Origin of the sequence: Pseudomonas sp. B111, assembly GCF_026428275.1 — a bacterium.
Classification (GTDB): Bacteria; Pseudomonadota; Gammaproteobacteria; order Pseudomonadales; family Pseudomonadaceae; genus Pseudomonas; species Pseudomonas aeruginosa.
The window spans coordinates 6417163-6441052 of record NZ_CP097857.1; the positions used below are offsets into that span (position 1 = coordinate 6417163).

The following is a 23890-nucleotide window of genomic DNA, read 5'->3' on the forward strand; positions in this document are numbered from 1 at the left end:
CTGCGCTGGCCGCAGGGCTGGCGCTTACTTCGACCTATGGAGGTCACATGAAAGCTGCAACCCAGAAACACCCGCGGTCCAACCGCACTGAACAACTGCTCCAACAGCGAGGTGAATACCTGGAAGAGATCGAGCAACTGGAGGCACGAGTCCCAGGCTTGGAAACCAAACTCGCTGAACTGAGAAAGAAGGTCGTGCATACCACCTCGCATCACATCGGCAACGGCAGCCATGAGGTGATGGAGGATCTGTCCAGCACCAGAGCGCGCATCAATGCCCTACGCGGCCACGTGCAGGAGATCGAGCGCAGCTTGGAGCTTGTCGAGAAAGCCGAGTCGGCGGCTGCCGCTATTGCCCAGGCCATGGAGCTGATCAATACCGAACAGCGCCTGCAGGCGTCGCTGCAAGCACGAATCGAACAGGCAGCAACGCGAAGCCAGGGCATCGAAGAGGAAATTGTCACAGCGCAGTCCGCGGCAGAATCGGCTGAGCAAGCTGCCGGCCATGCGCTCGCGCAGGCAGAGGACGCCAAGGCCGAGAAGGCTGCACGTACGCAACTGGAGAAAGCTGTGGAGCTGGCGCTGGCGACCGAGGCCATCATCCGCGTAAAGCGCCGCACCATTGAGACCATGGACGGCGAGGTGGCCAACATGAAGCAGCAGGCCGCCGACTCTAGGCAGCGCGAACAGGTGGCCAAGGCTGCGCTGTCGGAGGCGCTGTGGAGCAAGTACGCCGAGGAGTGGAACGCTGCAGCCAAGACCTTGGCCAGCATCGGCGCTCACCTGGTCGCGGCGGATCGGATCAATGGAGGCTGGGGGACGCACCTGACGAAGCTGCACATCCCACTGTTCGGCACGCTGGACCGGGAAACCCTCACCCGCACTGAAGTGGTGGACGCCTCCGATGAAGTTTCACTGGATGATCTGGTGAAGGGCACGGCATAAGCCCTGTAACGAAAAAGCCCGGCCAGTAGCCGGGCTTTCTACATCGAGTCAATCACTGCCGTCAGGAGCGGCTAATCGAAAGATCCTCTACACCAACCGCCGCCAATCGTGAGTCCACCAACTCATCCACTGAAGCGTTCGACCCAGGACCTTTGTGGTCTGCATCAGGCGCACCTAGGTGGTTCGCGAGCAACACCTTCACCTGCAGATCCGGTAACCCACCGGCTCCTTCCATCACGACGACCTTCGAATCGTCGCCAACCCTGTAGCTAACTACCGTCGCCATAGCCTCGTCCGTGAAGAGTGGATGTCTGGCGACGATAGCATGACGCGATTTGAGGGAGGGACCCTGACCAGCCTCCCCTACCGCGGGGAGGCGTCGAGCCGCGCGGTAGGGCAGAAATTTTCGTTTTTTCGGATGCTCCACCACAGCCCCCTAAGCTAATCGCTGAAAGCCTCGCGGATTCTGGGCTACAGCGATTTTCCAAGTATGAGCAGGTTGAGCATTTCCAGTTTTACGATGTACAAGGGGTAAAAGAGCCAGACTTCTCTGCAAGCCAAAGCAGGCGTGGTCTTCAGCGAGGAGGATGGTTTGCTGCCCTATACATCGCCAGAAAAGGAGGGCAACGCGAATTTTTCACGGACTGCGCCTCAGCGTCTTGTGGTACAGAGGCGCAATTTGAGTGGGAAGCGCTCTGCGAAAACCTCGACTTTTCGGATCACCGGAGTTTTTCGCTTTTGGTGCGCTTTTTGCGTTCATTTCTTTTAGATGCCACTGGTCAGGTAGGTTGCAAAAAATTCGGAGCAAGCTATTCCTACTGGAGGTCTATAAGCATTATTATGCTGCAGCGCCGAAAGTGCGACTCGCTAGCATAATTTGACACAGCAGTCAAGCGATATTGCATAGACGTTGAGAGAAGAAGATGAACAGCCAAGATAGAGCAGCAAGGATAGAGCGGCCGTCTTACAACGCTGAAGAGAAGGCAAAGGTTGTCTATACCGATGCCTTTGAAAAAAAGAAGAAGAAACAGGATTACGATACTGCGCTGGAGCGAATTTTGGCGAGGGCTCGTAAGACCGACTGGTAATTCTCAAGGATGGTCGATGGCTGATGCAGCAGTAGTACAGCTTCCCGCGCAGGGAAAGCAGGGAGAAGAGCCGGATGGTGCCGCTGACAAACGCGGCGACCTGATGCAGAGAATTCGCTCCAGGCAATCCAAAGAGCTAGTTATTGGTCTGGCCGGCGCAGTGGGTTGTAATCTTAAAGATGTATATTCCCAACTTCGACGTCAGTTCGAGAATTTCGGCTATGATGTTCGCCTGGTAAAAATTAGCGACATCATCAAAGATTATTACAAAACTCATCCTATTCCCCCTCAGCTCTCGCATATTAAGGCTGAAAGCCTTGATTCGCTCACGTCCTCTGCCCGTTACAAGGCTCTGCAAGATCTCGGAAACGATATTCGATCTACCATTGCACCTTATGCATTGGCTACTCAGGCTATTCGCACGATTTCGCTTGAGCGCGAAAGTCAATTGGTAGCTAACGGACAAGATGAGCCTCCGCGCACTGTCTATATCGTTGATCAACTGAAGCATCCTGCCGAAGTTGCTCTGTTTAAGAACGTTTATCGGAATGTCTTTTATCTTATTGGCGTTTTAAGCCCTGAAGAAGCCCGCATTAGTCAGCTGAAGCAAGAAGATATGGATGCTGTGGCTGCTCAGGAACTGGTCGAGCGTGACAGGAATGAGAATGATGATTGCGGGCAGAAGCTTGAAAAAACAATCCAGCACGCGGACTTTTTTATTCGTCATGCATTGGGTGGAATACAGTCGCTAACCGCGCCCTGCGAGCGATTCGTCGGTTTGGTGCATGGTAAAAATGGTCTAACACCCACCGTCGATGAGGCCGGTATGTATGCTGCCTATTCCGCCTCGCTAAAATCCGCCTGCTTGAGCCGTCAAGTTGGGGCATCTATTGCTGATTCGAAGGGGAATATTGTTTCTCTTGGCTGGAATGATGTGCCTAAGGCTGGTGGGGGATTATATGGGGCCGATGATGGTGAAGGCGATCAGCGCTGCGTGCATAAAGGTGGGAAATGCCAGAACGACCACCACAAGAATCGATTGGTTGAAAAGGTCGTAAGTCTTATTCAGAAGGAGTTAAAGATCGATGCAGAGACCGCGCGCGGACTCTCTGGCAAGATTATGCAGCATACTCCGGTGGGATCGCTGATTGAATATTCTCGAGCAGTTCATGCGGAGATGGAAGCGATTCTGAATCTCGCGAGAAAGAAAAGCGGGACTACCAGCGGAGCTACACTGTATTCAACTACATATCCATGCCATAACTGTGCAAGACATATTATCGCAGCCGGAATAATGCGTGTGGTTTATATTGAACCATATGAGAAATCCTTGGCAACTACCCTTCACTCTGATGCGGTTTCTAAGAATAAATCAGACGACCATATGGTTGTCTTTGAAAATTTTGAAGGTGTTTCGCCTAAGCGCTATGCCGCCTTCTTTGGCGGTGGCTCTGATAGAAAAGATCCACATGGAACAGCCCTTCACATTGTATCTCGTGAGGCTAATTTGATCTCTACCGAACTCTTGGACTCGTATATCGATGTAGAGAGCAAGGTCGTTCAACTAGCTGTGGATGAGTTCGGGCATCCATACGGCGGTCAAGCCTGACTCAGGTTGCTCTTCAGAGCAGCCGCTTCGCTGCTTCCCTGATCGCCCAGTGGCGCATATCTGTCGGAAACTGACAAAAAGGCCGTCTTGAGGCACGCCTACGCTCTGCTTTTGTGGCCCATTGAGAGGGGGCGCAGTCTTCCGTCCTGATTCTGGAAGCGCGCTCTCGCCAACCTTGAATGGAAAGGTAGATCTGCCTGGGGCCCCTGGCGTATCTGAATGGCTTGGGGGTAATTCGAACCCCGGTCTCTACCTACATACAGAATTTTTTCGGGGGTTGGTTGTTGTTTAGTCGTAGCGCTGTAACCCGCGTCGTTGCTGGCTTTCGTCGATTCAATACAACAACCAAAGGGGTAGGCGCTTCCGGTTCTCATCAGCAGCAGACCCAGCAGCCATGCTGGCTTTCAGGAGAAACCGGAACCGGCTTATCGTCAAAGAATTCTGCATGTAGACCGAAACCGAGAGTCCGCGCATCCGTATCCACGCGATTCACCTAGGGGCCCCACGGTTTGATGTGAAGTACGTCGCGACCTTCTGGACGGCTAGGGCCCTTTGAAGAGCACGAGCGGGGCGCCCCGCAGTTACATACCCGGCTATCCGGAGATGTTCCAACAGAGATGATCCCTCCAGTTCCGGATGCACTCGCCATTGGCTGAAGCCCTGACTTGCAGCCGGTTGGTTTGAACAAGGTGTGCAATGGCACATACTTGACCACCTGATTGCATTCGACTTGCCCCATCATTTGCATCGGATCAGACCATCACACTGCGCAGCCATAACCGGCAGAGAACGGCGAGATGGGTCATTGGCTTGGCTCCGTTACCTCTTGCTTGAAAATGCGAAAGCCGCGCGCCTGATAGTTTCCAAGTGCAGCCGGATGGTCGAATGTACAGGTATGCACCCATACCCGCGTTGTACCAAGCCATTGCCATGCTGATTCGATGGCATGGCTCAACAGCGCACCGCCGAAGCCGTGCCCTAGAAACTGAGATGCCAGCCCGAAGTAACGGATTTCGGTGTTGCAGCCGTCAGGCCGATACAGTTCGTAGTAGCCAGCGATTGCTCCGCGGTGATAGGCCACCCAGGTCCGATGGCAGTCCTGCTCGACAAGTGTCTGCCAATCGGTATCGCTCCAGACATCCAGATCTCCCCATTCCCAGGGTGTTCCAACCAACTCGTAGAGAAACCGATTGAATGCTGCCTGAGGCACTTCACATTCGATGATCTGAAGATCGTGCGGCTGTGGCTTTGCTCTCAGCGCGGCAGCCGAGGTCATTTCCAGGTAGTAAGTGGTGTAACTCCGGTCCATCAGTAGATTCCCCATATGCCCTGGAGGCTGTTGGGCAAGCATGCTCGCAGCCGCCCCTCTCCGTCATCACCCATTCAAACCTGCTCCCAGCCGGTTTTACCTCGCAGGGGCCGAACCAACGATGGTGGACGATACTGCACCGCTTGCTGAAGTCTCGAACCGCGTCCACGGCGGTTTGATGCCGGATTGTCCAGCAACAGTAAAAGGGGGGCGCGCCTCGCTATGCCCTTGGGGTCGAAGAACGCTACCCCAGCAAAACCGGCAAATCGCCGGTTTGGACCAGCGCACCAGTCGGACGCCGCACGTACGCTTGTCCCCGCGCGCTCAAATCCTCCAGATTTGGGTATTACGAAACTTTCGTAATAATCATGCCCTCAGTTTTGAGGCTATGCTGAGCCCGCAGAGTTGCCCGGTCTCTGGCGAGTTGGCTGCTCCCGATGCGGGCGTGATGGTGATCCGTCACGGACCTGTCACAGTGTGACAGGCAGTGCCTCGACTGGGCCGGATCATCGACTTGGCTGAGGCCTTACGCTTGTCCGGCAGCCTGCGGTTGCGCAGTTGCCACTCCATAACCTGGCCCAGGATTTCTAGGCCGCCAGCCACGCTCGACGCCGACGAATCGACCGTCAGCCGCGTGATCACCTCGGGCAGCATAGCGACCAGGCCGGAGAGCGTAAGGGCCGGATAGCTCCCACCTTGCGCCAGGCCTCGCCGACCACCATGAACCACTACCGCCGGCGAGGAATCGGCGCCCGACGTCATGGAGGACTGGATGACCGGCACCGAGGTGGCGCGCTCGCTCGGGATCTGCGAGCTGTCGAAGGGCGGTAACCAGGCGATCGAGACGCGGCGCATCCCGCTATTCCAGAAGGACGACGGGGTACCGGGTCTGGTGCAGCCGGGAATGCTGGTCGAGGTGAGGGACGAACAGGCGACGTGGCGCGGTCTCTGCCTGGCCACCGATATCTCGGCCGAGGGGGTAGGGGCTAGCCGCGTGTGGCAGCCCCTGCGCATCGAGCGACACTATCCGGGAGGTTCCTGATGGCGACGGTCAATCCCTGGCGTCGGTTCATCGGGCTCTTACCGGGCGGCGCGCGCACGGTGGGGGAGGTGGTCGACGTCGACGAGGGCGCCGGCACCTGCCGCGTCCGCCTGCGAAACAACGTCGTGATCGCGGCCCGGGGCACGGCGGTGCCGGCTGGGCAGATGGCGTTCATCAGCGATGGCATGGTGACCGGGCCGGCGCCGCAGCTCCCGCAGTTCGATATCGAGGTTTGAATGAGTGACTTACATACCTGATGGTTCCGCTACTACCCTTGATGAAGTCAGATTGGCAATCTAATCAACCAAGATGCTCGGCAGGTGGGGCTGGGCACTTTGCTAAACCCGGAAGACCATCTTTAGAAACTCCTCAGTTTTTTATTGTGAGCTGTAAGATCATCAAGGCGATGAATGCAATAATTAAGGTGGAGCAAGTTGATTGCAAGTAGAGGAGTTGTCTCCCTATTTTTCTGATTTCGTTATTTTTCAAGGTATTGTATTGCTTTCGGAATATAAATTTCTCAAGCTTGAATCCGTCTATTTTTACTAGATAGGATAAGAAATACCCTGATGGCCTGCCAAGCTTCTCCCAGGTGCTTGGCTCTTCTTTCTTTAAAATCCTTATGAATATCGTTCTTTTTAGCTCTAAGACTACCAGTGTGATGGCACACAGAACTGCTATTATGTTGTAGAGGCTACTCATTGTTGCTTCCCTCTTTTTCGCAGCTTGGTGCTCTATTGCACTCTTGGCTGCAAGATGCTCCGCAGATCATTACTATTGTGCTATTGCATACTACCCCTCCAAAGAACGGAGTAGTGGCTTTGCTACATAGAGCGCCCACAAGGAAAGACTTTCCATTTCCAGTAAATTTTTTTTTGCACTCCAATGTACATGTGCAGTTGGTGTCAGGTGTATAGATCAGATTGTCCGTAGGGCTTGGTGAAAGGCCATGCTTGTCGATTTTTGCAGTTGGGTTGTTATCGGAGTATGTGTAGTTATGATTCGGCGTGAATCCATGTTCCCAATACGGAGTGGCTTGCAGTACGCTCTCGCCAGAATTTAAAAATGTCATTTCAGGGTTGTTTAGCTTTCTTAGAGTTTCTACTGGATCACTCTCCACATACCGTCCAGTCTCCGGATCATAGTCGCGGAAGTAGTTGTAGTGCAGCCCGCTCTCCGCATCGTAGTACTGCCCGGGGAAGCGCAGGTTGACCTGGGTGCTGCCCTGGCTCAGCGCTTCGCCGCGGCCAAAGGCGTCGGACTGCCACTGCCAGGCGATCTGGCCGCTGGCGTCGGTGGCCAGGCGCGGGGTGTCGAGGTGGTCGCCATGGAGGTAGAGCAGGGTCGGGTTGCCGACCTTGCCCTGGGCGTCGTAGTCGGCGTCGATGGTGGCCAGCGGCAGGCTGTCCAGCCACAGGTAGTACTGGGCTCGCAGTTTCCGGCCGCTGCCGTCGTGTTCGGCTTCGCCGAGCAACTGGCCGTCGGGACCGTAGAGGTAGGTGGTGACGCTCTCGGGGGTGAGCTTGACGATGCGCTGGCCGAGGGCGTTGTAGCGGTATTCGGCGACCTGCTGGCCGTCGAGGCTGACGCTTTGCAGGCGGCCCTGGGCGTCGTAGGCCAGTTTGCGCGCGGCGCGGTCCTGGGTGAGGTTGCCGGCGGCGTCGCTGGTCACCGCTTGCGCGCCGATGGCGGTCAATCGGTTGCTGTCGGGCGCGTACTGGTAGTCCTGGCTGCTGGAGGTGCCGCCTGAGGCGGGGTTGTCGCTGCGTTGGGTGCGGTTGCCGACCGCGTCGTAGGCGTAGCTGCGCCCGCCCTGGACGCCGTGTTCCTCGGTCAGGCGGTCCAGCGGGTCATACTGGTAGTCCAGGGTGCCCCAGAGGCTGTGGCGGTGCTGCTGGATATTGCCATTGGCATCGTGCTGGTAGTCGCTCTGCCAGGGGCCGACCTTCTGCCGCAGCAGTTGGTAGTCCTGGTCATACTCGCGGCTGAGGGCGATGCCGTTGCCCCAGGTCAGGCGCAGCAGCGGGCCGAAGGGCAGGTAGGCGATCTGCCCGACCAGGGTGCTCGGCGCCTTGTCGCCTACTGCCAGGGTCACGCTGGCGACCTGGCCGCCGGCGTTGCGCGGGTAGCCGATGGCGAGGCCGGAGGGGTAGCCGATCTCCAGCAGTTGGTTGGCCGCGTCGTAGCGGTAGGTCACGCGGTCGAGCAGGGTCTGCTGGTCGAGGCGGATGCTGCGCACCTGCTCGACCAGGTTGCCGCGCTCGTCGTAGCGGTACACCAGGCTGTCGCGAGTGCCTTCGATGGCGCCCAGGCGGCCGATGCCCTGGTTGCCGTCGGCGGTGAAGTCGTAGCGGTACTGTACGTCGAGGCTCGGGTCGCTCGGCGAGTGGCGCTCGATCAGGCGATTGAGGGCGTCGTAGCGATACTCGGTGACCGTACCGCGAGCGTCGGTGCGGCGGATGACGTTGCCGGCGGCGTCGTGCTCGAAGGTGGTGGTGCCGCTGTCCGGGCTAACCAGTCGGGTCAGGTTGCCGAGGCCGTCGTATTCGTAGCGGGTGGTGACGCCGCGCGGGTCCTTGACCTCGGTGAGGTTGTCCTGGGCGTCGTAGGCGAGTTGGGTCTTGCCGCCGAGGGGATCGCTCTGGCCGACCAGCCGGTCGAGGGCATCGAAGGCCTGGCTGTGGGCGAACTGGCGCGGGTTGGTTTCGCCGACCGGATTGTCGTTGAGGTCGTAGGCGAAGCTGCGTGTCTGGCCGCCGGCGCCGACCGCGCGGAGCAGCCGGCCAAGCTCGTCGTAGGCCCATTGCTGCTGGCGCACTAGGCTGCCGCTGGCGTCCTTGATGCGCTGGGCGGTGCGATTGCCCTTGGTGTCGACGTCGTATTCGAGGCGTTCGCCGAGGTTGTTGCCGATCGCCAGCAGGCGTCGTGCGTCGTCGTATTCGTAGCTCAGCCAACTGCCGTCGCCACGGGTGACGCGGGTGATCTGGCCGACCGCGTCATAGTCGAAGCGGGTGGTGCTGCCGGCGGTGCTGACGGAGGCCAGCCAGCCGTCGACGCCGGTGTAGGCGAGGCTGCTGGTGACGCCGTTGGCATCGGTGATGCTGCCGGGCTTGCCGCGCTCGTCATAGTCGCCGAGGCGGGTGACCTGGCCGAGGGCGTTGGTCACCTGGGTCAGGTTGCCGCGACTGTCGTAGGCATAGAGGGTGACGTCCTGCACATCGGTGCGCGGACCGTCGGCGCGCTCGATCAGGCCGAGGGCGTTGTAGCTGTAGCTCCAGGCGCGCTCGGCCGCCTGCGCGGGCAGGGCGAGGGCGCAGGCCAGGGCGAGGGCGCCGAGACGGGGGAAGTATGGGGGGATGCGCATGGGTGTCGTCCTTGTCAGCGGGTGGTGACGGTCTCGCCGGTCTTGCGTCCCTCGGCGTCGTACTGGTAGCGGGTGATCCGGCCGGGCTCGCTGACCTGCACCGGGAGGAACAGGGTCGGGTGCCAGTCGGTTGTGATGGTGCGCGCCTGCGCAGTGCCGGCGGCCTCGGTGCGCGAGGTCTCCAGGCCACGGGCGTTGTACTGGTAGGTGGTCAGGTTGCCGTTGTTGTCGCGTTTGCTGCTGAGCAGGCCGCGTTCGTCATAGGTAAAGGTGGAATTGCTGCTGGGGCAGTTGGGAGAGGGTTCGCCTTCGATGGCGACGATGCGCTTGATGCCCTGGATCACCTGGAAGCGGTAGGTGGCCTGCTTGCCGTATTCGTTGGTGACGGTGGTGGAGCCGTCATCGTTGTAGGCGAGGGAGACCTTTTCGGCGCCGTTGGCGTGTTCGCTGGAGATGGCGCGGCCTTGGTTGTCGTAGGTCCAGGTGGCATAACGGATGCCGCGCTCGTCGGTGATGCCGGTGAGAAGTTTAGCGTTGTTCAAGTCTTCGTAATGATAAGACCTAGTTTCTGTAGCTGCCTCATTTCGATATTTTGAGACTGACAGCAGCATGCCTTCCTTGTAAGTGTATTGAATTGATAGCCCTGGCGCCTCTACCGTCAAAGGTTGTCCTGCTTTGTCTTCTTTTATTTTCAGGACTCTGCCGAAATCGTCTCTGGCTTCTATCCACTCCGGTTTTTTTGTAAAAATGATCCTCCTGTTTTCTCTGTCGATTTTCTCTACTATCTCTCCATTTTTATTGAATTTATATTGTTCTCCGCTCATGGACTTGTAACGCCATGCCGATGCTGATTCTGTTAAAGTTCCAGAGTCTTTTCTGGTCGATTTGTACTCAACGCCGTTTTTGGTGAAAAATTCTTCTTTTCCGTTCTCTAGTACGACGGAGTAGTATTTTTCACTTACTGAGCGCAGCTTCGTATAATGGCTGCCTCTCCAGAGTTTGTCCAAGCTGTTATAGCTTCTCGAAAAATAAAGCCCGTTATGGGAGCTATAGTCTTCTTCATATTGGTATTTGTTGGCGGTTAGTATGTCTATTGGGTTTCCAATGCAGCTTAATGGCTCGGGAGGACCCTTTTGTTGGTCGTTGGAGCATGTTCCAGTGGTGATGTTAAGCACAAGCCCTGAGGGACAGGTTCTGCCGTAGAGCTGTAAGTCGGGATCTGTCCAGGCGTGCGCTTCGCCGAATTCAGATGTGTCTAGTCTTATTTGCCAACATTTTGTATGGAAGGTTCCTCCAAGATTCTCCCATATCTCAACCCTGCTTAGTTTATAGGGGATGTTGGAGGAATTGTTGTTCCATACAGTGAGACGAGTGTTGCAAAAATCCTGTGGAGAGTTGTGTATCGTGCCGTTCCCCTCTTTCCATACGTAATAGTAATTGGCTTCAGCAGTGACTGTTTCTGAAATGCATAGGGTTGTTAATAAGAGTATTAATTTTTTTATGCTCACTGCATGTTCCTTTTGTTTTGCTATGGCAGTCTCGCCCACTTTGTTACCGTTGCCGTCATACCAGTAATACGTACTGCGGCCCGCCTCTTCGAGCCGCACTGGAAGTGCCAGGCTCCAACCAATACAACTCCTCATCTGGTTTCTCACGCAGCTGGCAACCGAGTCTCGTACAAAAATTCACTGTATTCCGTGAGCCAGTCTTAAGAACCTACGGTTTCTACGCAACTTGCAGTCCGTGATCCAGGCGGGAGCAAGTGCCGCGATCAAAGAGACCAAGCCAGGCACCCGCATCGACGTCGGACGAGGCGGCCCCCATGGGGGCAAACCTCCAGCGGAGGACGGACACCTTCGCCACTGGCTGAAGCGTCGAACCGGCGGAACGCCCGCCTGCATCCTGCCCAAGGGCCTGCGCAATCCGCAGCCCCTTTTGGACACACTGCCCGATTTGTGTAGTGCTTGGCCGCTGCCCCACCAATGGTGGATGAGTATGCTCAAAACTGAGCACACCCAGCCGCCGTTCAAATGCGGGTGGCCGGGCTTGATGCCGGATCATCCGTCTTCAGATTGAGGTCCGATAATCGGACGTCCCAGGATACCCAGAAAGCTTTGGGCGTCCGCCCCCATTGGGGGAATACCTGTCACGGAGATAGATTTCAACGAATGTCGGCGACGCATCGGCAAATGGGGGGCTGCCCCGTTGGCCCCGGGGTCGAGAAACACTACCTCGGCAAAACCGCTAAATCCGCTGTTTTGGATCTCCTGCAATGCAGGTAAAGCCTCCGGCATCTCGCCCAGGCAAAAGGACGCAAAACGTTGTTTTGACTGCGGATGAATTTCGTCGGAACAACCAGCCGAACGCCATGCGTACGCTTGGCCCGCGCGCCCCTGATTCGGAGTATTACGAGAATTTCGTAAAACCCTCACGCCGGACGGCTGAAGCCACCACTACGAAACTTTCGTAGTGAACATGCCCTGAATTTTCAGGAGATGATCGAGCGACCGTGCCCGCAATTTTGAGGAGACGGTCAGGCCCCGCAGAATTGCGGCCTCTGGCGGGACGTCCGCGGAGTTTCCACTTCGGATGCGGACAGGTCACGCTCCTGTCACAGGGGCAGGTCATGCACCTGAACGCGTTTCAGAGGCATTGCCTGAACACTGCCTGGGCGTCAACGTTGGAGCAACGTTGGCTAACGGTGGACTAACGTTGATCGCGTTACCGGGAAGGGTCGCATTTCAAGTGCGCCCCCTTGGCGCGACCAGCGATGGCTCCGAACTGAGCCAGGGGCTAACGCTGCGTTATCTCACAACCACCAATGGGGGAAGTGAGAAGATCCCACCTTGCCGGACCAATCGCCAGGGGATCGCCCCCCGATACGGGCGCAAAGCGTGCCCGTCGCATGTGCCAGAGACTTTCCCGCCACATCAGCCGAATTTTCGGCATGTCTCAGCCAGGGGGCTGCAATATTTTTGCATCCCTCCCCCGAAGACATGTGCCGGAAGTCTTCCCGGCACATCGGCTGATTTTCCAGCCGATCTCCAGCGCCTCATTCGCCCGACTGTAATCTGCCGGAAGAAACCTTCGACACGAGGTCTCGTCGAGCCCAGCCCTCGATGTAATGGTAGCGGGCTAGAATTACCCGGGTAACCACAATGAGGATGTGTTCACGATGAAGGTAAAAGATCTGATCGATCAACTCTCGAAGCTGGATCCAGAACTGCTCTTGGTAGGCTATTCGGAGGATGAAGAGGTGCGCGAAGTCGGCCAGCTCGTTCGGCTTTTCGATATACGGGCCGTCACCGCCGAACAGTGCAACCGCAGTCGCGATGAGAGCGGGAAAGCGAGGATCGAGCTTACCGGGAGCGACGCAGGCCACCCGGTTGCCCTGCTGGAACTGACGACAGACATTTGAGCTGGCCGGCATAGAAAAGCCCCGCCTGAACGATTCAGGACGGGGCTTTCTTTTGGAGCGTCTGCTGTCACCCTGCTGTCACAGCTTCATTTGCTGTCACATCCAGATCAAGCGGAACCCCCGATTTTACTGGTGCCGGATAGAGGAATCGAACCCCCGACCTTCTCATTACGAATGAGCTGCTCTACCGACTGAGCTAATCCGGCGGCGGCGAGCAAACTACCACCCTGCAGCCAAGCAAATCAAGTCGCAGCATCACTCTTGCGGAAGTCAAAGAAAAAACGGCGAGCTTTATCGAAACAGATCGTTCCCGTTTCGTAGGCACTTTCAATATCCAGACGAATACAACCTGGCCCAACGGAGTGAGCATTCCTCCCCACTATCCGCTCAACTTGCCCTGCCACCACCGGCAATGTCTTGTAGCGCTCCAATTGGGTCTGTAGCGGTCGTCCATCGAGCATTCCTTTTACATGCAGTTCAAGGAACTCGGTTTTCTCCGCAGGCAAGTCGATATAAAAATACTCAGGAGAAAACACTTTAAACCTCATCAACTCTTCAGAAGAAAGGCCAGCCTGCAGATAAGACGCCCTATTCAACACATGAAACGTATCAAACACATGAACAAGAGCAAGCGGCCTCGCCTGATAGACAACATAAACTCCCGCCGACAGGCAGGAAAACTGAAATAGAGCAATGACACCCAAGTCACGCACTAACTCCATGGCTGGCTTTCTCATATCATAGACAACCAGAGTCAACAACGGCCCCAAAACCAAGTCGACAGCGGCAACGATGCGCACCCCCTGCCATCCTCCTGCTATTTCGAACAAAGCACCGGGATACCACCACAAACAGATGATTGCCAGCAATACGATAAAAATTGCCAGACTAATGAGTAGATGGATAGAAAAGGCTCTCCAACGACTTCCAGCGAAATGCACTATAACCACTCTCCCACATAAAAAAAGCCCCTCTTAGGAGGGGCTCTTTTCAGCATTAGCCTATTAGCGGCATTCGCTCGGAGCGAAACGAGCCGGCAGGGTACCTGCAGTCAGGGCAGGCATATTGCGGTCGGGACCACTGGAAACCGCATTGGATTGCGATGCACAACCCCAGTCAATAGAGCCAGTCACACCGGCAGCATAACTGGCACCCAATTGAGTCGGGGCACCGGCAGCATTCTGCACATAGGGAGTAAATACCAGGGTAGAGTCAGCCGGAATATTACCCACGTTTGTGGCATTGAAAGTAACAGTGATTTCACCAGTCGCCTCTGCAATTCGTACAGAGGTCACATACTTACTGGTAGCACCGGCGTTACCGGCTTGAGCATTCCAGACCCTTGCCGAAGCGGCTAGCTCACCGGCAGTGGCAGAGCTATCGCCAATAAGCGTCTTGGCGCTGGCAGCCAGACCAACCCCCTCTGTCACGCGAGCACGAATGGTGTAATCCTGATATGCCGGCAAAGCGACGGCAGCAAGAATACCGATGATCGCAACCACGATCATCAGTTCGATCAAGGTAAAGCCTTTCTGAGCTTTCATGTATCTCTCCATTGATATATCCAGGCCTAACGCCTGACGACCATAAAGCATCTTGCATGCCAACCTGAAAACTCCATAGCTACGAAGCCGGTTCAGCCTCTCCCCTCCAGCGGCAGCCCCACAAACCGACAATATGTGACGCTTTTCGGCAGTCCGACCTTCTCGGTTTGGCAGCCCTCCTCTTCTGCGTTATAAGGCAGCATATCTAGCCTTATGCGACCACTCCCAATGAACGACACAATTCAACTCAGCGGCTTGGCTCGCCAGCTCGTCCTGCATGAACTTCTCGATGAAAAGGCCGCCCAACAGGCCCAATCGCAGGCCCAGCGCAACAAGTTGTCGCTGGTAACCTATCTGGTACAAAGCAAGCTAGTGAAAGGGCAGGCCTTGATCGAACTGGCTGCGGATCAATTCGGTATCGCCTACTGCGACCTGAACAGCCTTGAGCGGGACAGTCTGCCCAAGGATCTGATCAGCGAGAAGCTGGTGCGCCAGCATCGAGTAGTTCCGTTGTGGCGACGCGGCAACAAGCTGTTCGTCGGCATCTCCGATCCAGCCAACCACCAGGCGATTAACGATGTGCAGTTCAGCACAGGCCTGACTACTGAAGCCATCCTGGTCGAGGATGACAAGCTCGGCATCATCATCGAGAAACTATTCGAAAATGCCACTGACAGCCTTGCAGGACTGGACGACGTGGATCTGGAAGGCCTGGATGTCGGTTCCGGTGCGGGCGCAAGCCAGGATGATGATTCCAGTGCAGAGACAGACGACGCCCCGGTGGTGCGTTTCGTCAACAAAATGTTGTTGGATGCGATCAGAGGCGGCTCCTCCGACCTGCATTTCGAGCCCTATGAAAAGATTTACCGCGTACGTTTCCGCACCGATGGCATGCTCCATGAAGTAGCCAAGCCGCCGATCCAGTTGGCCAGCCGTATTTCCGCGCGACTCAAGGTGATGGCCGGCCTGGATATCTCCGAACGGCGCAAGCCGCAGGACGGGCGGATCAAGATGCGCGTGTCGAAGACCAAGTCCATCGACTTCCGCGTCAACACCCTGCCGACCCTGTGGGGCGAGAAGATCGTGATGCGTATCCTCGATTCCTCCAGCGCGCAGATGGGCATCGACGCCCTCGGCTACGAGGAAGACCAGAAGGAACTCTACCTGGCTGCGCTCAAGCAGCCGCAGGGCATGATCCTGGTCACCGGGCCCACCGGCTCGGGCAAGACGGTCTCCCTGTACACCGGCCTGAACATCCTCAACACCACCGACATCAACATCTCCACTGCCGAAGACCCGGTGGAGATCAACTTGGAAGGCATCAACCAGGTCAACGTCAATCCGCGCCAGGGCATGGACTTCTCCCAGGCGCTGCGCGCCTTCCTGCGCCAGGACCCGGACGTGATCATGGTCGGCGAGATTCGCGACCTGGAGACGGCCGAGATCGCCATCAAGGCGGCGCAGACCGGGCATATGGTGATGTCCACCCTGCACACCAACAGCGCCGCCGAGACCCTGACCCGCCTGCTGAACATGGGCGTGCCAGCGTTCAACCTGGCGACCTCGGTGAACCTGATCATCGCCCAGCGACTTGCGCGAAAACTCTGCTCGCACTGCAAGAAAGAGCATGAGGTACCGAAGGAAACACTCCTCCATGAAGGCTTCCCCGAGGATCGGATCGGCACCTTCAAGCTGTATTCACCAGTAGGCTGCGACCATTGCAAGAACGGTTACAAGGGCCGTGTCGGTATTTATGAAGTGGTTAAAAACACCCCGGCCCTGCAGCGGATTATCATGGAGGAAGGCAACTCCATCGAGATCGCCGAGCAAGCCCGCAAAGAAGGCTTCAACGATCTGCGCACCTCAGGCCTGCTGAAAGCCATGCAGGGGATCACCAGCCTGGAGGAAGTCAACCGCGTGACCAAGGACTAATCCATGGCGGACAAAGCGTTAAAGACCAGTGTCTTCATCTGGGAAGGCACTGATAAGAAAGGCAGCAAGGTCAAAGGAGAGTTGGCCGGGCAAAACCCTATGCTGGTGAAGGCTCAACTGCGCAAACAGGGTATCAACCCACTAAAGGTCCGCAAGAAAGGTATCACCCTGTTTGGGGCAGGGAAGAAGATTAAGCCCATGGACATCGCCCTGTTCACTCGGCAGATGTCTACCATGATGGGTGCCGGCGTACCGTTACTGCAATCTTTTGACATCATCGGCGAAGGATTCGAAAATCCAAACATGCGCAAGCTAGTCGATGAGATCAAGCAGGATGTTGCCGCCGGTAACAGCTTAGCCAGTTCACTTCGAAAGAAACCCATTTACTTCGATGATCTCTACTGCAACCTGGTCGATGCTGGCGAACAGTCCGGTGCTTTGGAGACATTATTGGATCGGGTAGCAACTTATAAAGAAAAGACAGAATCCCTGAAAGCCAAAATTAAAAAGGCCATGACTTATCCCATTGCAGTAATTGTAGTGGCCCTTGTGGTGTCGGCGATCCTTCTGATAAAAGTGGTCCCACAGTTCCAGTCCGTATTTGCAAATTTTGGCGCCGAGTTGCCGGCCTTTACTCAAATGGTCATCAATCTTTCCGAGATTCTTCAAGAGTGGTGGCTCATAGTGCTTATTGGTCTTTTTGCCGCAGCTTTTGCATTTAGGGAAGTTCATCGGCGCTCGCAAAAACTGAGAGATTCAGTAGATCGGGGCCTGCTGAAACTACCTATCATCGGCGGGATACTTTACAAATCAGCTATCGCCCGCTACGCCCGAACGCTATCCACTACCTTTGCGGCTGGAGTGCCTCTGGTAGAAGCTCTGGACTCCGTTTCCGGAGCAACTGGCAACGTGGTATTCAAGAATGCCGTTACCAAGATCAAACAAGACGTGTCCAGCGGCATGCAATTGAACTTTTCCATGCGCACCACCAATGTTTTCCCCAGTATGGCTATCCAGATGGCTGCAATTGGCGAGGAATCAGGTTCGCTAGATGAGATGTTAGGAAAAGTTGCCGGTTTCTATGAGGAAGAAGTCGATAACGCCGTCGACAACCTGACAACGTTGATGGAGCCGATGATCATGGCCGTGCTCGGCGTACTGGTCGGCGGCCTGATCATCGCTATGTATCTACCGATCTTCCAACTGGGTTCCGTTGTGTAAAGATGGAACTCCTCGACTACCTGGCCAGCCATCCGCTGGCCTTTGTCTTGTGCGCCATCCTCCTTGGCCTGCTGGTCGGCAGCTTCCTCAACGTCGTCGTGCATCGCCTGCCGAAGATGATGGAGCGCAACTGGAAGGCCGAAGCCCGCGAAGCGCTCGGGCTGGAGCCGGAACCCAAGCAGGCGACCTACAACCTGGTGCTGCCGAATTCGGCGTGCCCGCGCTGCGGCCACGAGATCCGCCCCTGGGAAAACATCCCGCTGGTCAGCTACCTGGCGCTGGGCGGCAAGTGCTCGTCCTGCAAGGCCGCCATCGGCAAACGCTACCCCCTGGTGGAACTGGCCACCGCGCTGCTTTCCGGCTACGTCGCCTGGCATTTCGGCTTCACCTGGCAGGCGGGCGCGATGCTCCTGCTGACCTGGGGTCTGCTGGCGATGAGCCTGATCGATGCCGATCACCAACTGCTGCCGGACGTGCTGGTGCTGCCGTTGCTCTGGCTGGGCCTGATCGCCAACCATTTCGGCCTCTTCGCCAGCCTCGACGATGCGCTGTTCGGCGCGGTGTTCGGCTACCTGAGCCTGTGGTCGGTGTTCTGGCTGTTCAAGCTGGTGACCGGCAAGGAGGGCATGGGCTACGGCGACTTCAAGCTGCTGGCCATGCTCGGTGCCTGGGGCGGCTGGCAGATCCTGCCGCTGACCATCCTGCTGTCGTCGCTGGTCGGGGCGATCCTCGGGGTGATCATGCTGCGCCTGCGCAACGCCGAAAGCGGCACGCCGATCCCCTTCGGTCCCTATCTGGCGATTGCCGGGTGGATTGCTTTGCTCTGGGGTGATCAAATAACCCGGACCTATCTGCAATTCGCCGGATTCAAATGACCCAACCCTGGATACTAGGCCTCACGGGCGGTATCGGCAGCGGCAAGAGCGCAGCCGCCGAGCATTTCATTTCCCTCGGCGTCCACCTGGTGGACGCCGACCATGCCGCCCGCTGGGTGGTGGAGCCGGGGCGTCCGGCCCTGGCGAAGATCGTCGAACGCTTCGGCGACGGCATCCTCCTGCCCGATGGCCAGCTCGACCGCGCCGCCTTGCGCGAGCGGATCTTCCAGGCGCCGGAGGAACGGCGCTGGCTGGAGCAATTGCTGCACCCGCTGATCGGCGCGGAGATCGTCCAGTACCTGGCCAGGGCCGAATCGCCCTACGCCATCCTGGTCTCGCCGCTGCTGGTGGAGTCCGGCCAGCGCCAGATGACCCAGCGCGTGCTGGTGGTGGATACCCCGGAACATCTGCAACTACAGCGCACCATGCTTCGCGACAAGGTCTCCGAGGAGCAGGTGCGCTCGATCCTCCAGGCCCAGGCCCGGCGCGACGAGCGCTTGAAGCACGCCGACGACGTGCTGGTCAACGACGGCGACCTGTCCCACCTGCAGCGTGAAGTCGAACGACTGCACGCCTTCTACCTGACCTTGCGAGGAGGCCGAGCATGAGCCAGCCCCTGACCGTGGAGTGCCCGACCTGCGGCGCGCCCGTCGAATGGAAAAGCGACAACAAGTACCGCCCCTTCTGCTCCGACCGCTGCAAGCTGATCGATCTCGGCGCCTGGGCCGCCGAGGAACATGCGATCCCCGGCGACACCCTGGAAGACGATATCTTCTCCGCCGACCTGCCGCCTCGCGAGCATTGAACGCAACGGGCCAGCCAATCCGGCTGGCCCGTTCCTTCAGGGACGCATGAAAGCGTAGTCGCGCTGGTCGTCGAGATTCTCCGCAAGAAATTGCAGTTCGCTGGCCAGGTCGCCAGCATCGCGCTCCGCCCGGTTCAGTTCGACGATTGCGCTGAGCAACGCGCGCAGGCGCATTGCCCGGTCCGCCTCGTCGCTCTTCGACAGTAACTCTCGCAGGCCCTCTCGGGCCCATTCATGGACACCCATGTTCCGCTCCTCACCTGGGAAAACGGCAGGATCGCGGCCGGCTTCGTCCGAAACACTGACGCAAGTCAGCCGCCGCCCGCCATGAACCTGGCGAATGACTGGTCATCAGGGCTTGCGCTCTTCGTCCTTCCAGGGCGCCTGCAGGTAGCGCGTGCGATTGAAGGTTTCCAGCCACTCCGGGTAGTAGACCACCAGGCCGGTGATCACCGTGCCGTTGATGAAGGCCTCGGGGAACATGATCAGCCACAGGTAACCAGCGAAGTCCTCCAGCCAGGGCGGCATCGGGAAAAGGCCGTCGATCCAGACCACGCCAAGGCCGAGCAGCAGGACCACCACCGCGGTGAGGGCCGCCGGGAAGAAACCGCAGCAGAAGATGTAGACGAACAGATTGCGCGGCTGGCGCTTTTCCACGAACAACGCCGCCAGCTCCGCGATCAGCGCGGGGATCGCCACCAGCAGCACGCCGTTGACGCCGATCGCCAGCCAATCCTGGCGACCGAGCAGGCACAAGCCCAGCTGCGCCACCAGCCCCACCACGATCGCCAGCGGCCAGTCGAGCAGCAAGGTGACGGCGGTCATGCCGATGAAATGGAAGGACAGTCCCGACTCGAAGTCCCGGCGCACCAGCCAGAGCAGGAACAGCCCGAGCATGGTACCGAACACCAGGTGCTGGCGGCGGGTATCACTGACCAGCTCGACCCAAGGCGCGCGCCAGGCGGCGAGCAGCAGCAGCGGCGCATAGATGGCCCAGCCCAGTTCCAGGCTTTCCGCCGACAGCAATTCGGCAGCGATCACGGCTGCAGTTGTTCCAGGGCGATGCGCAGGGCCACCGGCGAATCCAACTGGCGGGTTTCCAACACGCGGCGCTGCTCCAGCCTGACCCAGAGCACCTTGCCCTCGTCCGAGGCATAGCGAGAAGCGATGGCCGCGTCGCGATCGAGCAGCACCGGATAACTGTAGTCACGCATGGCCGGCACCGCGAAAAGCCGGGAAATCAGCGCCGGCATGCGGCTGATGTCCGCCAGGAACAGCGCGTGGCGCGCCTCCAGGTAGCCCTTTGGGCGCTCCGCCAGCGCCGCCTTGACCAGCTTCGAGCCGTCCATGTCCCGCGCCACCAGCAGGACCCGGGTGGAGTCGTCCAGCGAGTGCGCCTTTTCGAACTGGTCCTGCAACGTCCAGGGCTCCAGGGTGGAGCCCTTCTCCACGGCCAGCGCCAGGCCGGGCAGCAGCATGCCCAGCAGAACCCAATGCAATCGTTTCACGCGTGTCCCTCCCGAGTGGAAAATACCTGGATGTCCTTGCGCCGCTCCCAGTCCGACTGGGCTCGCCAGAATGCCTGTGCCTCCTCGGCGGCATCCAGGACGAACACATGGGATTTGCCGATCCCCTCCCTCGCCAGACGCGCCAGCACTTCGTCGAGCATCCGCCGCGCCAGCCCCAGCCCTCGATAACCGGGATCGACCACCAGGTGCTGGAGGTAACCACGGCGACCGTCATGCCCGGCCATCAGGCAGGCGATCACCTCCCCTTCGGTTTCGACCAGCAGGCTCAGCCCGGGGTTGCGTTGAAGGTAGGCGAGGAAGAAGGGATAGGCGTCCTCCGCACGGAGGCGGATACCTGGCGTTCGCGACCACAGCGCGAAGAGTGCCGGGTGATCGGCGGCGATGACGCTGCGAAGTTGCATCGGAACGGCTCCGGCCCAAGGGGAACGGCAGTGTACACCGAGCCTCGCCGCTGGCGCGCTCCGGGACGGATTGTCGCAGCCGGAGCGCCTGCGGGCTGGAAAGCGGGCCCGCCGGCAGACTAAGCTGAGCCCATGAACGAAGCGGATTATCTGCGCCTGCTCACCCGTCAGGCCGAACAAGCCAACGACTTCCTCTCCAACGCACGTAAATGGGACCGCGAGCGCTGGGTCTGCCAGCGCTTCCTCGAAGCCCTCAACGTGCCCTATCGCCAGGAGGATTTCGCCGCCCCCGGGGAGCAGCCGCCGGACGTCCTGTTCAAGGGTGCCGGCTTCGAGGTGTTCTTCGTCCTCGATGAAGGTCGCCGGCTGAACGAGGAGTGGCGCGAGGAACTGACCCGTCGCCGCCAGGCCGTCAGCCTGCGCCAACTGATCCGCCGCGAAGAGCGGCCACAACGGATCGCCGCCGCCGAGCTGCAGGCACGGCTGGCGCCAACCCTGCGCAAGAAGGCGCACAACTATAGCGAGCGCGGCATCGACCACGGCGAACTGGACCTGCTGGCCTTCGTCAACCTGAAGCGCGCGGTGCCCGATTTCAATACGCCCTTCCCGCCGCCCACCGAATACCTGCGCCAAGGCTGGCGCTCGCTGTCGATGGTCGGTCCGACCTTTGCCCGGGTGCTCTTCGCTCACTCCGGCGCCCCCGAATTCCTGCGCGCCAACCTCGGCCGCAGCATCCTGTTCGACGCCGGGGTAGGCCTGTGAGCGAAGGGCGGGTGAAGTGGATCGGCGTGCGCTCCGGCAGCCGCGCGCCGATCCAGGAACTGGAGGTGGTGGAGGCACGGCGCGGCCTGGGACTGACAGGCGACCACCCGCACCCGCCGCGCCAGGTCACCCTGGTGCAGTGGGAACACATCGAGGCCCTCGGTACCCTGCTGGGCAGGCCGCTGTTGCCCAACGAGATGCGCCGCAACATCGCCGTCGCCGGCATCAACCTGCTCAGCCTGAAGGACCGTCGCTTCCGCCTCGGCGGCGCGCTGCTGGAAACCACTGGCTGGTACCAACCCTGCGGACGCCTGGAAAAGCACATCGACCACCGCACGCTGAAGAGCGTGCGCGAACAGGGCGGCATCACCGCGCGGGTGATCGGCAGCGGAGTGATCCGCCTCGACGATCCGCTGGTGATCGAGCCCCCTGTCTGTCTAGAATGACCGACATCGAAAACGGAGGCCTGCCATGTCCAGCCGACTGAGCCCCGAAGACCAGCAGAAGGTCGAGCAGTACCTCGCCTCGCCGCTGCACCAGGTCGAGCGTGCGCCGTTCCGCCCGTGGTTCCTGATGTTCGTCCTGCTCGCCGTGGTCATCGGCCTGGGCCTGCTCAGCCGCCTCCTCAGCTACCTGGCCTGAGTCGTCCGGTCGAGCCACGCTCCCGACGACCGCCTCACGGAATTCCCACTATGAGATATCCACATGTCCCATCGCATCGTGATCGTCGGCGGCGGCGCCGGCGGGCTGGAGCTCGCCACCCGTCTCGGCCGCACCCTGGGTAAACGCGGCAAGGCCCAGGTCACCCTGGTCGACGCCAACCTCACCCACATCTGGAAACCCCTGCTGCACGAAGTCGCCGCCGGCTCGCTCAATTCCTCCGAGGACGAGCTGAACTACGTCGCCCAGGCGAAATGGAACCACTTCGAATTCCAGCTCGGCCGCATGCAGGGCCTGGATCGCGCCGGCAAGCGGGTCCGCCTGGCCGCACTGGTGGACGAGAATGGCGTTGAGCTGGTTCCCGAGCGCGACATCGCCTACGACACCCTGGTGATCGCCGTCGGCAGCACCACCAACGACTTCGGCACCGAGGGCGCTGCGGAACACTGCATTTTCCTCGATACCCGCGCCCAGGCCGAACGCTTCCATCGCCAGCTGCTCGGCCAGTACCTGCGTGCGCATACCGGGCACGACGCGAACAACAACGCAGTGAGTATCGCCATCATCGGCGCCGGCGCCACCGGCGTCGAACTGGCTGCGGAACTGCACCACGCCGCGCAGATGCTGGCCGCCTACGGGCTCGACCGGATCCGCCCGGAAGACCTGCACATCAGCCTGGTCGAAGCCGGCCCACGGGTGCTGCCGGCGCTGCCCGAGCGTATCAGTCAGCCGGTACACCAGACCCTGAGCAAGCTCGGCGTACGGGTGATGACCGGCTCCGCGGTGAGCAAGGTAGATGCGGACGGCCTCTGGACCGGCGACGGCGAGTTCGTCCCGGCGACGCTCAAGGTCTGGGCGGCGGGCATCCGGGCTCCGGCCTTCCTCAAGGAACTCGACGGCCTGGAAAGCAACCGTATCAACCAACTGGTGGTCCGCCCGACCCTGCAGACCACCCGCGACGACGACATCTTCGCCTTCGGCGACTGCGCCGCCTGTCCCCAGCCGGCGCAACCGGGAGAGCAACCGCGCAACGTGCCGCCACGCGCCCAGGCCGCGCACCAGCAGGCCTCGCTGCTGGTGAAATCGCTGCGTGCCCGTCTCGAAGGCAAGCCGCTGGGCGAATATCACTACCGCGACTACGGTTCGCTGATCTCGCTGTCGCGCTTCAGCGCGGTCGGCAACCTGATGGGCAATCTGATGGGTAGCGTCATGCTCGAAGGCTGGCTGGCGCGGATGTTCTACGTATCGCTATACCGCATGCACCAGATGGCGTTGTACGGTCCGCTGCGCACCGCGATGCTGATGCTCAGCGGCCGCCTGCGCAGCACCGAGCCACGCCTCAAGCTGCACTGAGCCATTACGCCCCGTTTGCCGTCGGCGCGGGGCG

Annotated in this window: 24 protein-coding genes, 1 tRNA gene and 2 pseudogenes; 15 read left to right on the top strand and 12 right to left on the bottom strand. The window is 58.9% G+C overall.

Annotated features, from left to right (window positions below; all coding sequences use genetic code 11):
* Positions 1-47 precede the first annotated feature (47 nt).
* From M6E97_RS29770 to M6E97_RS29780, 3 genes are all read left to right on the top strand, one after another.
* Entirely contained in the window at positions 48-944 is an 897-nt protein-coding gene (locus tag M6E97_RS29770) for a hypothetical protein (protein ID WP_023082017.1), read from the top strand.
* 923 nt (positions 945-1867) lie between these two features.
* The gene (locus tag M6E97_RS29775) at positions 1868-2032 is read left to right on the top strand and encodes a hypothetical protein (RefSeq protein WP_153519866.1); all 165 of its coding nucleotides are present in this window, start codon (positions 1868-1870) and stop codon (positions 2030-2032) included.
* A gap of 16 nt (positions 2033-2048) precedes the next feature.
* The gene (locus M6E97_RS29780) at positions 2049-3641 is read left to right on the top strand and encodes an anti-phage dCTP deaminase (RefSeq protein ID WP_023082018.1); all 1593 of its coding nucleotides are present in this window, start codon (positions 2049-2051) and stop codon (positions 3639-3641) included.
* An 802-nt stretch (positions 3642-4443) separates the two neighbouring features.
* Here M6E97_RS29780 and M6E97_RS29785 read toward each other — a convergent pair.
* Positions 4444-4950: a GNAT family N-acetyltransferase gene (locus M6E97_RS29785; protein WP_034064628.1), complete on the bottom strand. Its 507-nt coding sequence runs from the start codon at positions 4948-4950 to the stop codon at positions 4444-4446.
* 772 nt (positions 4951-5722) lie between these two features.
* Between M6E97_RS29785 and M6E97_RS29790 the strand changes: the two genes are divergently transcribed.
* On the top strand, positions 5723-5992 hold the full coding sequence (locus M6E97_RS29790; RefSeq protein ID WP_224429311.1) for a hypothetical protein: 270 nt from the start codon (positions 5723-5725) through the stop codon (positions 5990-5992).
* Entirely contained in the window at positions 5992-6228 is a 237-nt protein-coding gene (locus M6E97_RS29795) for a hypothetical protein (protein ID WP_034026025.1), read from the top strand. Before M6E97_RS29790 ends, M6E97_RS29795 begins: the two co-directional genes overlap by 1 nt.
* Before the next feature lie 133 nt (positions 6229-6361).
* On the opposite strand, the gene M6E97_RS29800 is transcribed toward M6E97_RS29795, so the two are convergent.
* From M6E97_RS29800 to M6E97_RS29815, 4 genes and pseudogenes are all read right to left on the bottom strand, one after another.
* Positions 6362-6694, bottom strand: coding sequence for a hypothetical protein (locus M6E97_RS29800; protein WP_034064631.1), 333 nt, complete (start codon positions 6692-6694; stop codon positions 6362-6364).
* Complete coding sequence (locus M6E97_RS29805) at positions 6687-9356, bottom strand: RHS repeat domain-containing protein (RefSeq protein ID WP_181855834.1); 2670 nt, start codon at positions 9354-9356, stop codon at positions 6687-6689. The genes M6E97_RS29800 and M6E97_RS29805 overlap by 8 nt, the downstream gene beginning before the upstream one ends.
* A gap of 14 nt (positions 9357-9370) precedes the next feature.
* Positions 9371-9922, bottom strand: a pseudogene (locus tag M6E97_RS31275) (RHS repeat protein); the annotation flags it as partial.
* 997 nt (positions 9923-10919) lie between these two features.
* A pseudogene (locus M6E97_RS29815) lies at positions 10920-11072 on the bottom strand (hypothetical protein); the annotation flags it as partial.
* A 1459-nt stretch (positions 11073-12531) separates the two neighbouring features.
* On the opposite strand from M6E97_RS29815, the gene M6E97_RS29820 reads away from it, so the two are divergent.
* Positions 12532-12774, top strand: coding sequence for a hypothetical protein (locus M6E97_RS29820; RefSeq protein ID WP_023109353.1), 243 nt, complete (start codon positions 12532-12534; stop codon positions 12772-12774).
* 130 nt (positions 12775-12904) lie between these two features.
* Here the strand turns inward: M6E97_RS29820 and M6E97_RS29825 are convergent.
* The 3 genes from M6E97_RS29825 to M6E97_RS29835 all read right to left on the bottom strand — a co-directional run bounded on the left by M6E97_RS29825 (position 12905) and on the right by M6E97_RS29835 (position 14318).
* Positions 12905-12980: transfer RNA gene (locus tag M6E97_RS29825), tRNA-Thr, on the bottom strand.
* A gap of 36 nt (positions 12981-13016) precedes the next feature.
* Entirely contained in the window at positions 13017-13715 is a 699-nt protein-coding gene (locus M6E97_RS29830; RefSeq protein ID WP_223677410.1) for a hypothetical protein, read from the bottom strand.
* Between the two features lie 63 nt (positions 13716-13778).
* The gene (locus tag M6E97_RS29835) at positions 13779-14318 is read right to left on the bottom strand and encodes a pilin (RefSeq protein ID WP_033938465.1); all 540 of its coding nucleotides are present in this window, start codon (positions 14316-14318) and stop codon (positions 13779-13781) included.
* A gap of 228 nt (positions 14319-14546) precedes the next feature.
* Between M6E97_RS29835 and pilB the strand changes: the two genes are divergently transcribed.
* The 5 genes from pilB to yacG are packed head-to-tail and all read left to right on the top strand — an operon-like array spanning position 14547 to position 19151.
* Complete coding sequence (pilB, locus tag M6E97_RS29840; RefSeq protein WP_003116249.1) at positions 14547-16250, top strand: type IV-A pilus assembly ATPase PilB; 1704 nt, start codon at positions 14547-14549, stop codon at positions 16248-16250.
* Between the two features lie 3 nt (positions 16251-16253).
* Complete coding sequence (locus M6E97_RS29845; protein ID WP_003116250.1) at positions 16254-17471, top strand: type II secretion system F family protein; 1218 nt, start codon at positions 16254-16256, stop codon at positions 17469-17471.
* Positions 17472-17473: 2 nt separating this feature from the next.
* Positions 17474-18346, top strand: a complete 873-nt coding sequence (gene pilD / locus M6E97_RS29850) for a type IV prepilin peptidase/methyltransferase PilD (protein ID WP_003116251.1) — start codon at positions 17474-17476, stop codon at positions 18344-18346.
* Entirely contained in the window at positions 18343-18954 is a 612-nt protein-coding gene (gene coaE / locus M6E97_RS29855; protein WP_003094654.1) for a dephospho-CoA kinase, read from the top strand. Before pilD ends, coaE begins: the two co-directional genes overlap by 4 nt.
* A complete protein-coding gene (gene yacG, locus M6E97_RS29860) occupies positions 18951-19151 on the top strand; it encodes a DNA gyrase inhibitor YacG (RefSeq protein ID WP_003094656.1) in 201 nt (66 codons plus the stop codon). The genes coaE and yacG overlap by 4 nt, the downstream gene beginning before the upstream one ends.
* 36 nt (positions 19152-19187) lie before the next feature.
* On the opposite strand, the gene M6E97_RS29865 is transcribed toward yacG, so the two are convergent.
* From M6E97_RS29865 to M6E97_RS29880, 4 genes are all read right to left on the bottom strand, one after another.
* A complete protein-coding gene (locus tag M6E97_RS29865; protein WP_003094660.1) occupies positions 19188-19397 on the bottom strand; it encodes a hypothetical protein in 210 nt (69 codons plus the stop codon).
* A 105-nt stretch (positions 19398-19502) separates the two neighbouring features.
* Positions 19503-20192, bottom strand: coding sequence for an energy-coupling factor ABC transporter permease (locus tag M6E97_RS29870; RefSeq protein ID WP_003094662.1), 690 nt, complete (start codon positions 20190-20192; stop codon positions 19503-19505).
* Entirely contained in the window at positions 20189-20659 is a 471-nt protein-coding gene (locus M6E97_RS29875) for a hypothetical protein (RefSeq protein ID WP_003094664.1), read from the bottom strand. Before M6E97_RS29875 ends, M6E97_RS29870 begins: the two co-directional genes overlap by 4 nt.
* On the bottom strand, positions 20656-21081 hold the full coding sequence (locus M6E97_RS29880; RefSeq protein WP_003103865.1) for a GNAT family N-acetyltransferase: 426 nt from the start codon (positions 21079-21081) through the stop codon (positions 20656-20658). Before M6E97_RS29880 ends, M6E97_RS29875 begins: the two co-directional genes overlap by 4 nt.
* A 132-nt stretch (positions 21082-21213) precedes the next feature.
* Here M6E97_RS29880 and M6E97_RS29885 point away from each other — a divergent pair, with 132 nt between their 5' ends.
* The 4 genes from M6E97_RS29885 to M6E97_RS29900 all read left to right on the top strand — a co-directional run bounded on the left by M6E97_RS29885 (position 21214) and on the right by M6E97_RS29900 (position 23856).
* Positions 21214-21843: a DUF1780 domain-containing protein gene (locus M6E97_RS29885; RefSeq protein ID WP_003094668.1), complete on the top strand. Its 630-nt coding sequence runs from the start codon at positions 21214-21216 to the stop codon at positions 21841-21843.
* A complete protein-coding gene (locus M6E97_RS29890; protein ID WP_023100233.1) occupies positions 21840-22289 on the top strand; it encodes an MOSC domain-containing protein in 450 nt (149 codons plus the stop codon). Before M6E97_RS29885 ends, M6E97_RS29890 begins: the two co-directional genes overlap by 4 nt.
* A gap of 25 nt (positions 22290-22314) precedes the next feature.
* A complete protein-coding gene (locus tag M6E97_RS29895) occupies positions 22315-22485 on the top strand; it encodes a DUF3094 family protein (protein ID WP_003094672.1) in 171 nt (56 codons plus the stop codon).
* 63 nt (positions 22486-22548) lie between these two features.
* On the top strand, positions 22549-23856 hold the full coding sequence (locus M6E97_RS29900; protein WP_003112837.1) for an NAD(P)/FAD-dependent oxidoreductase: 1308 nt from the start codon (positions 22549-22551) through the stop codon (positions 23854-23856).
* Positions 23857-23890: the final 34 nt, after the last annotated feature.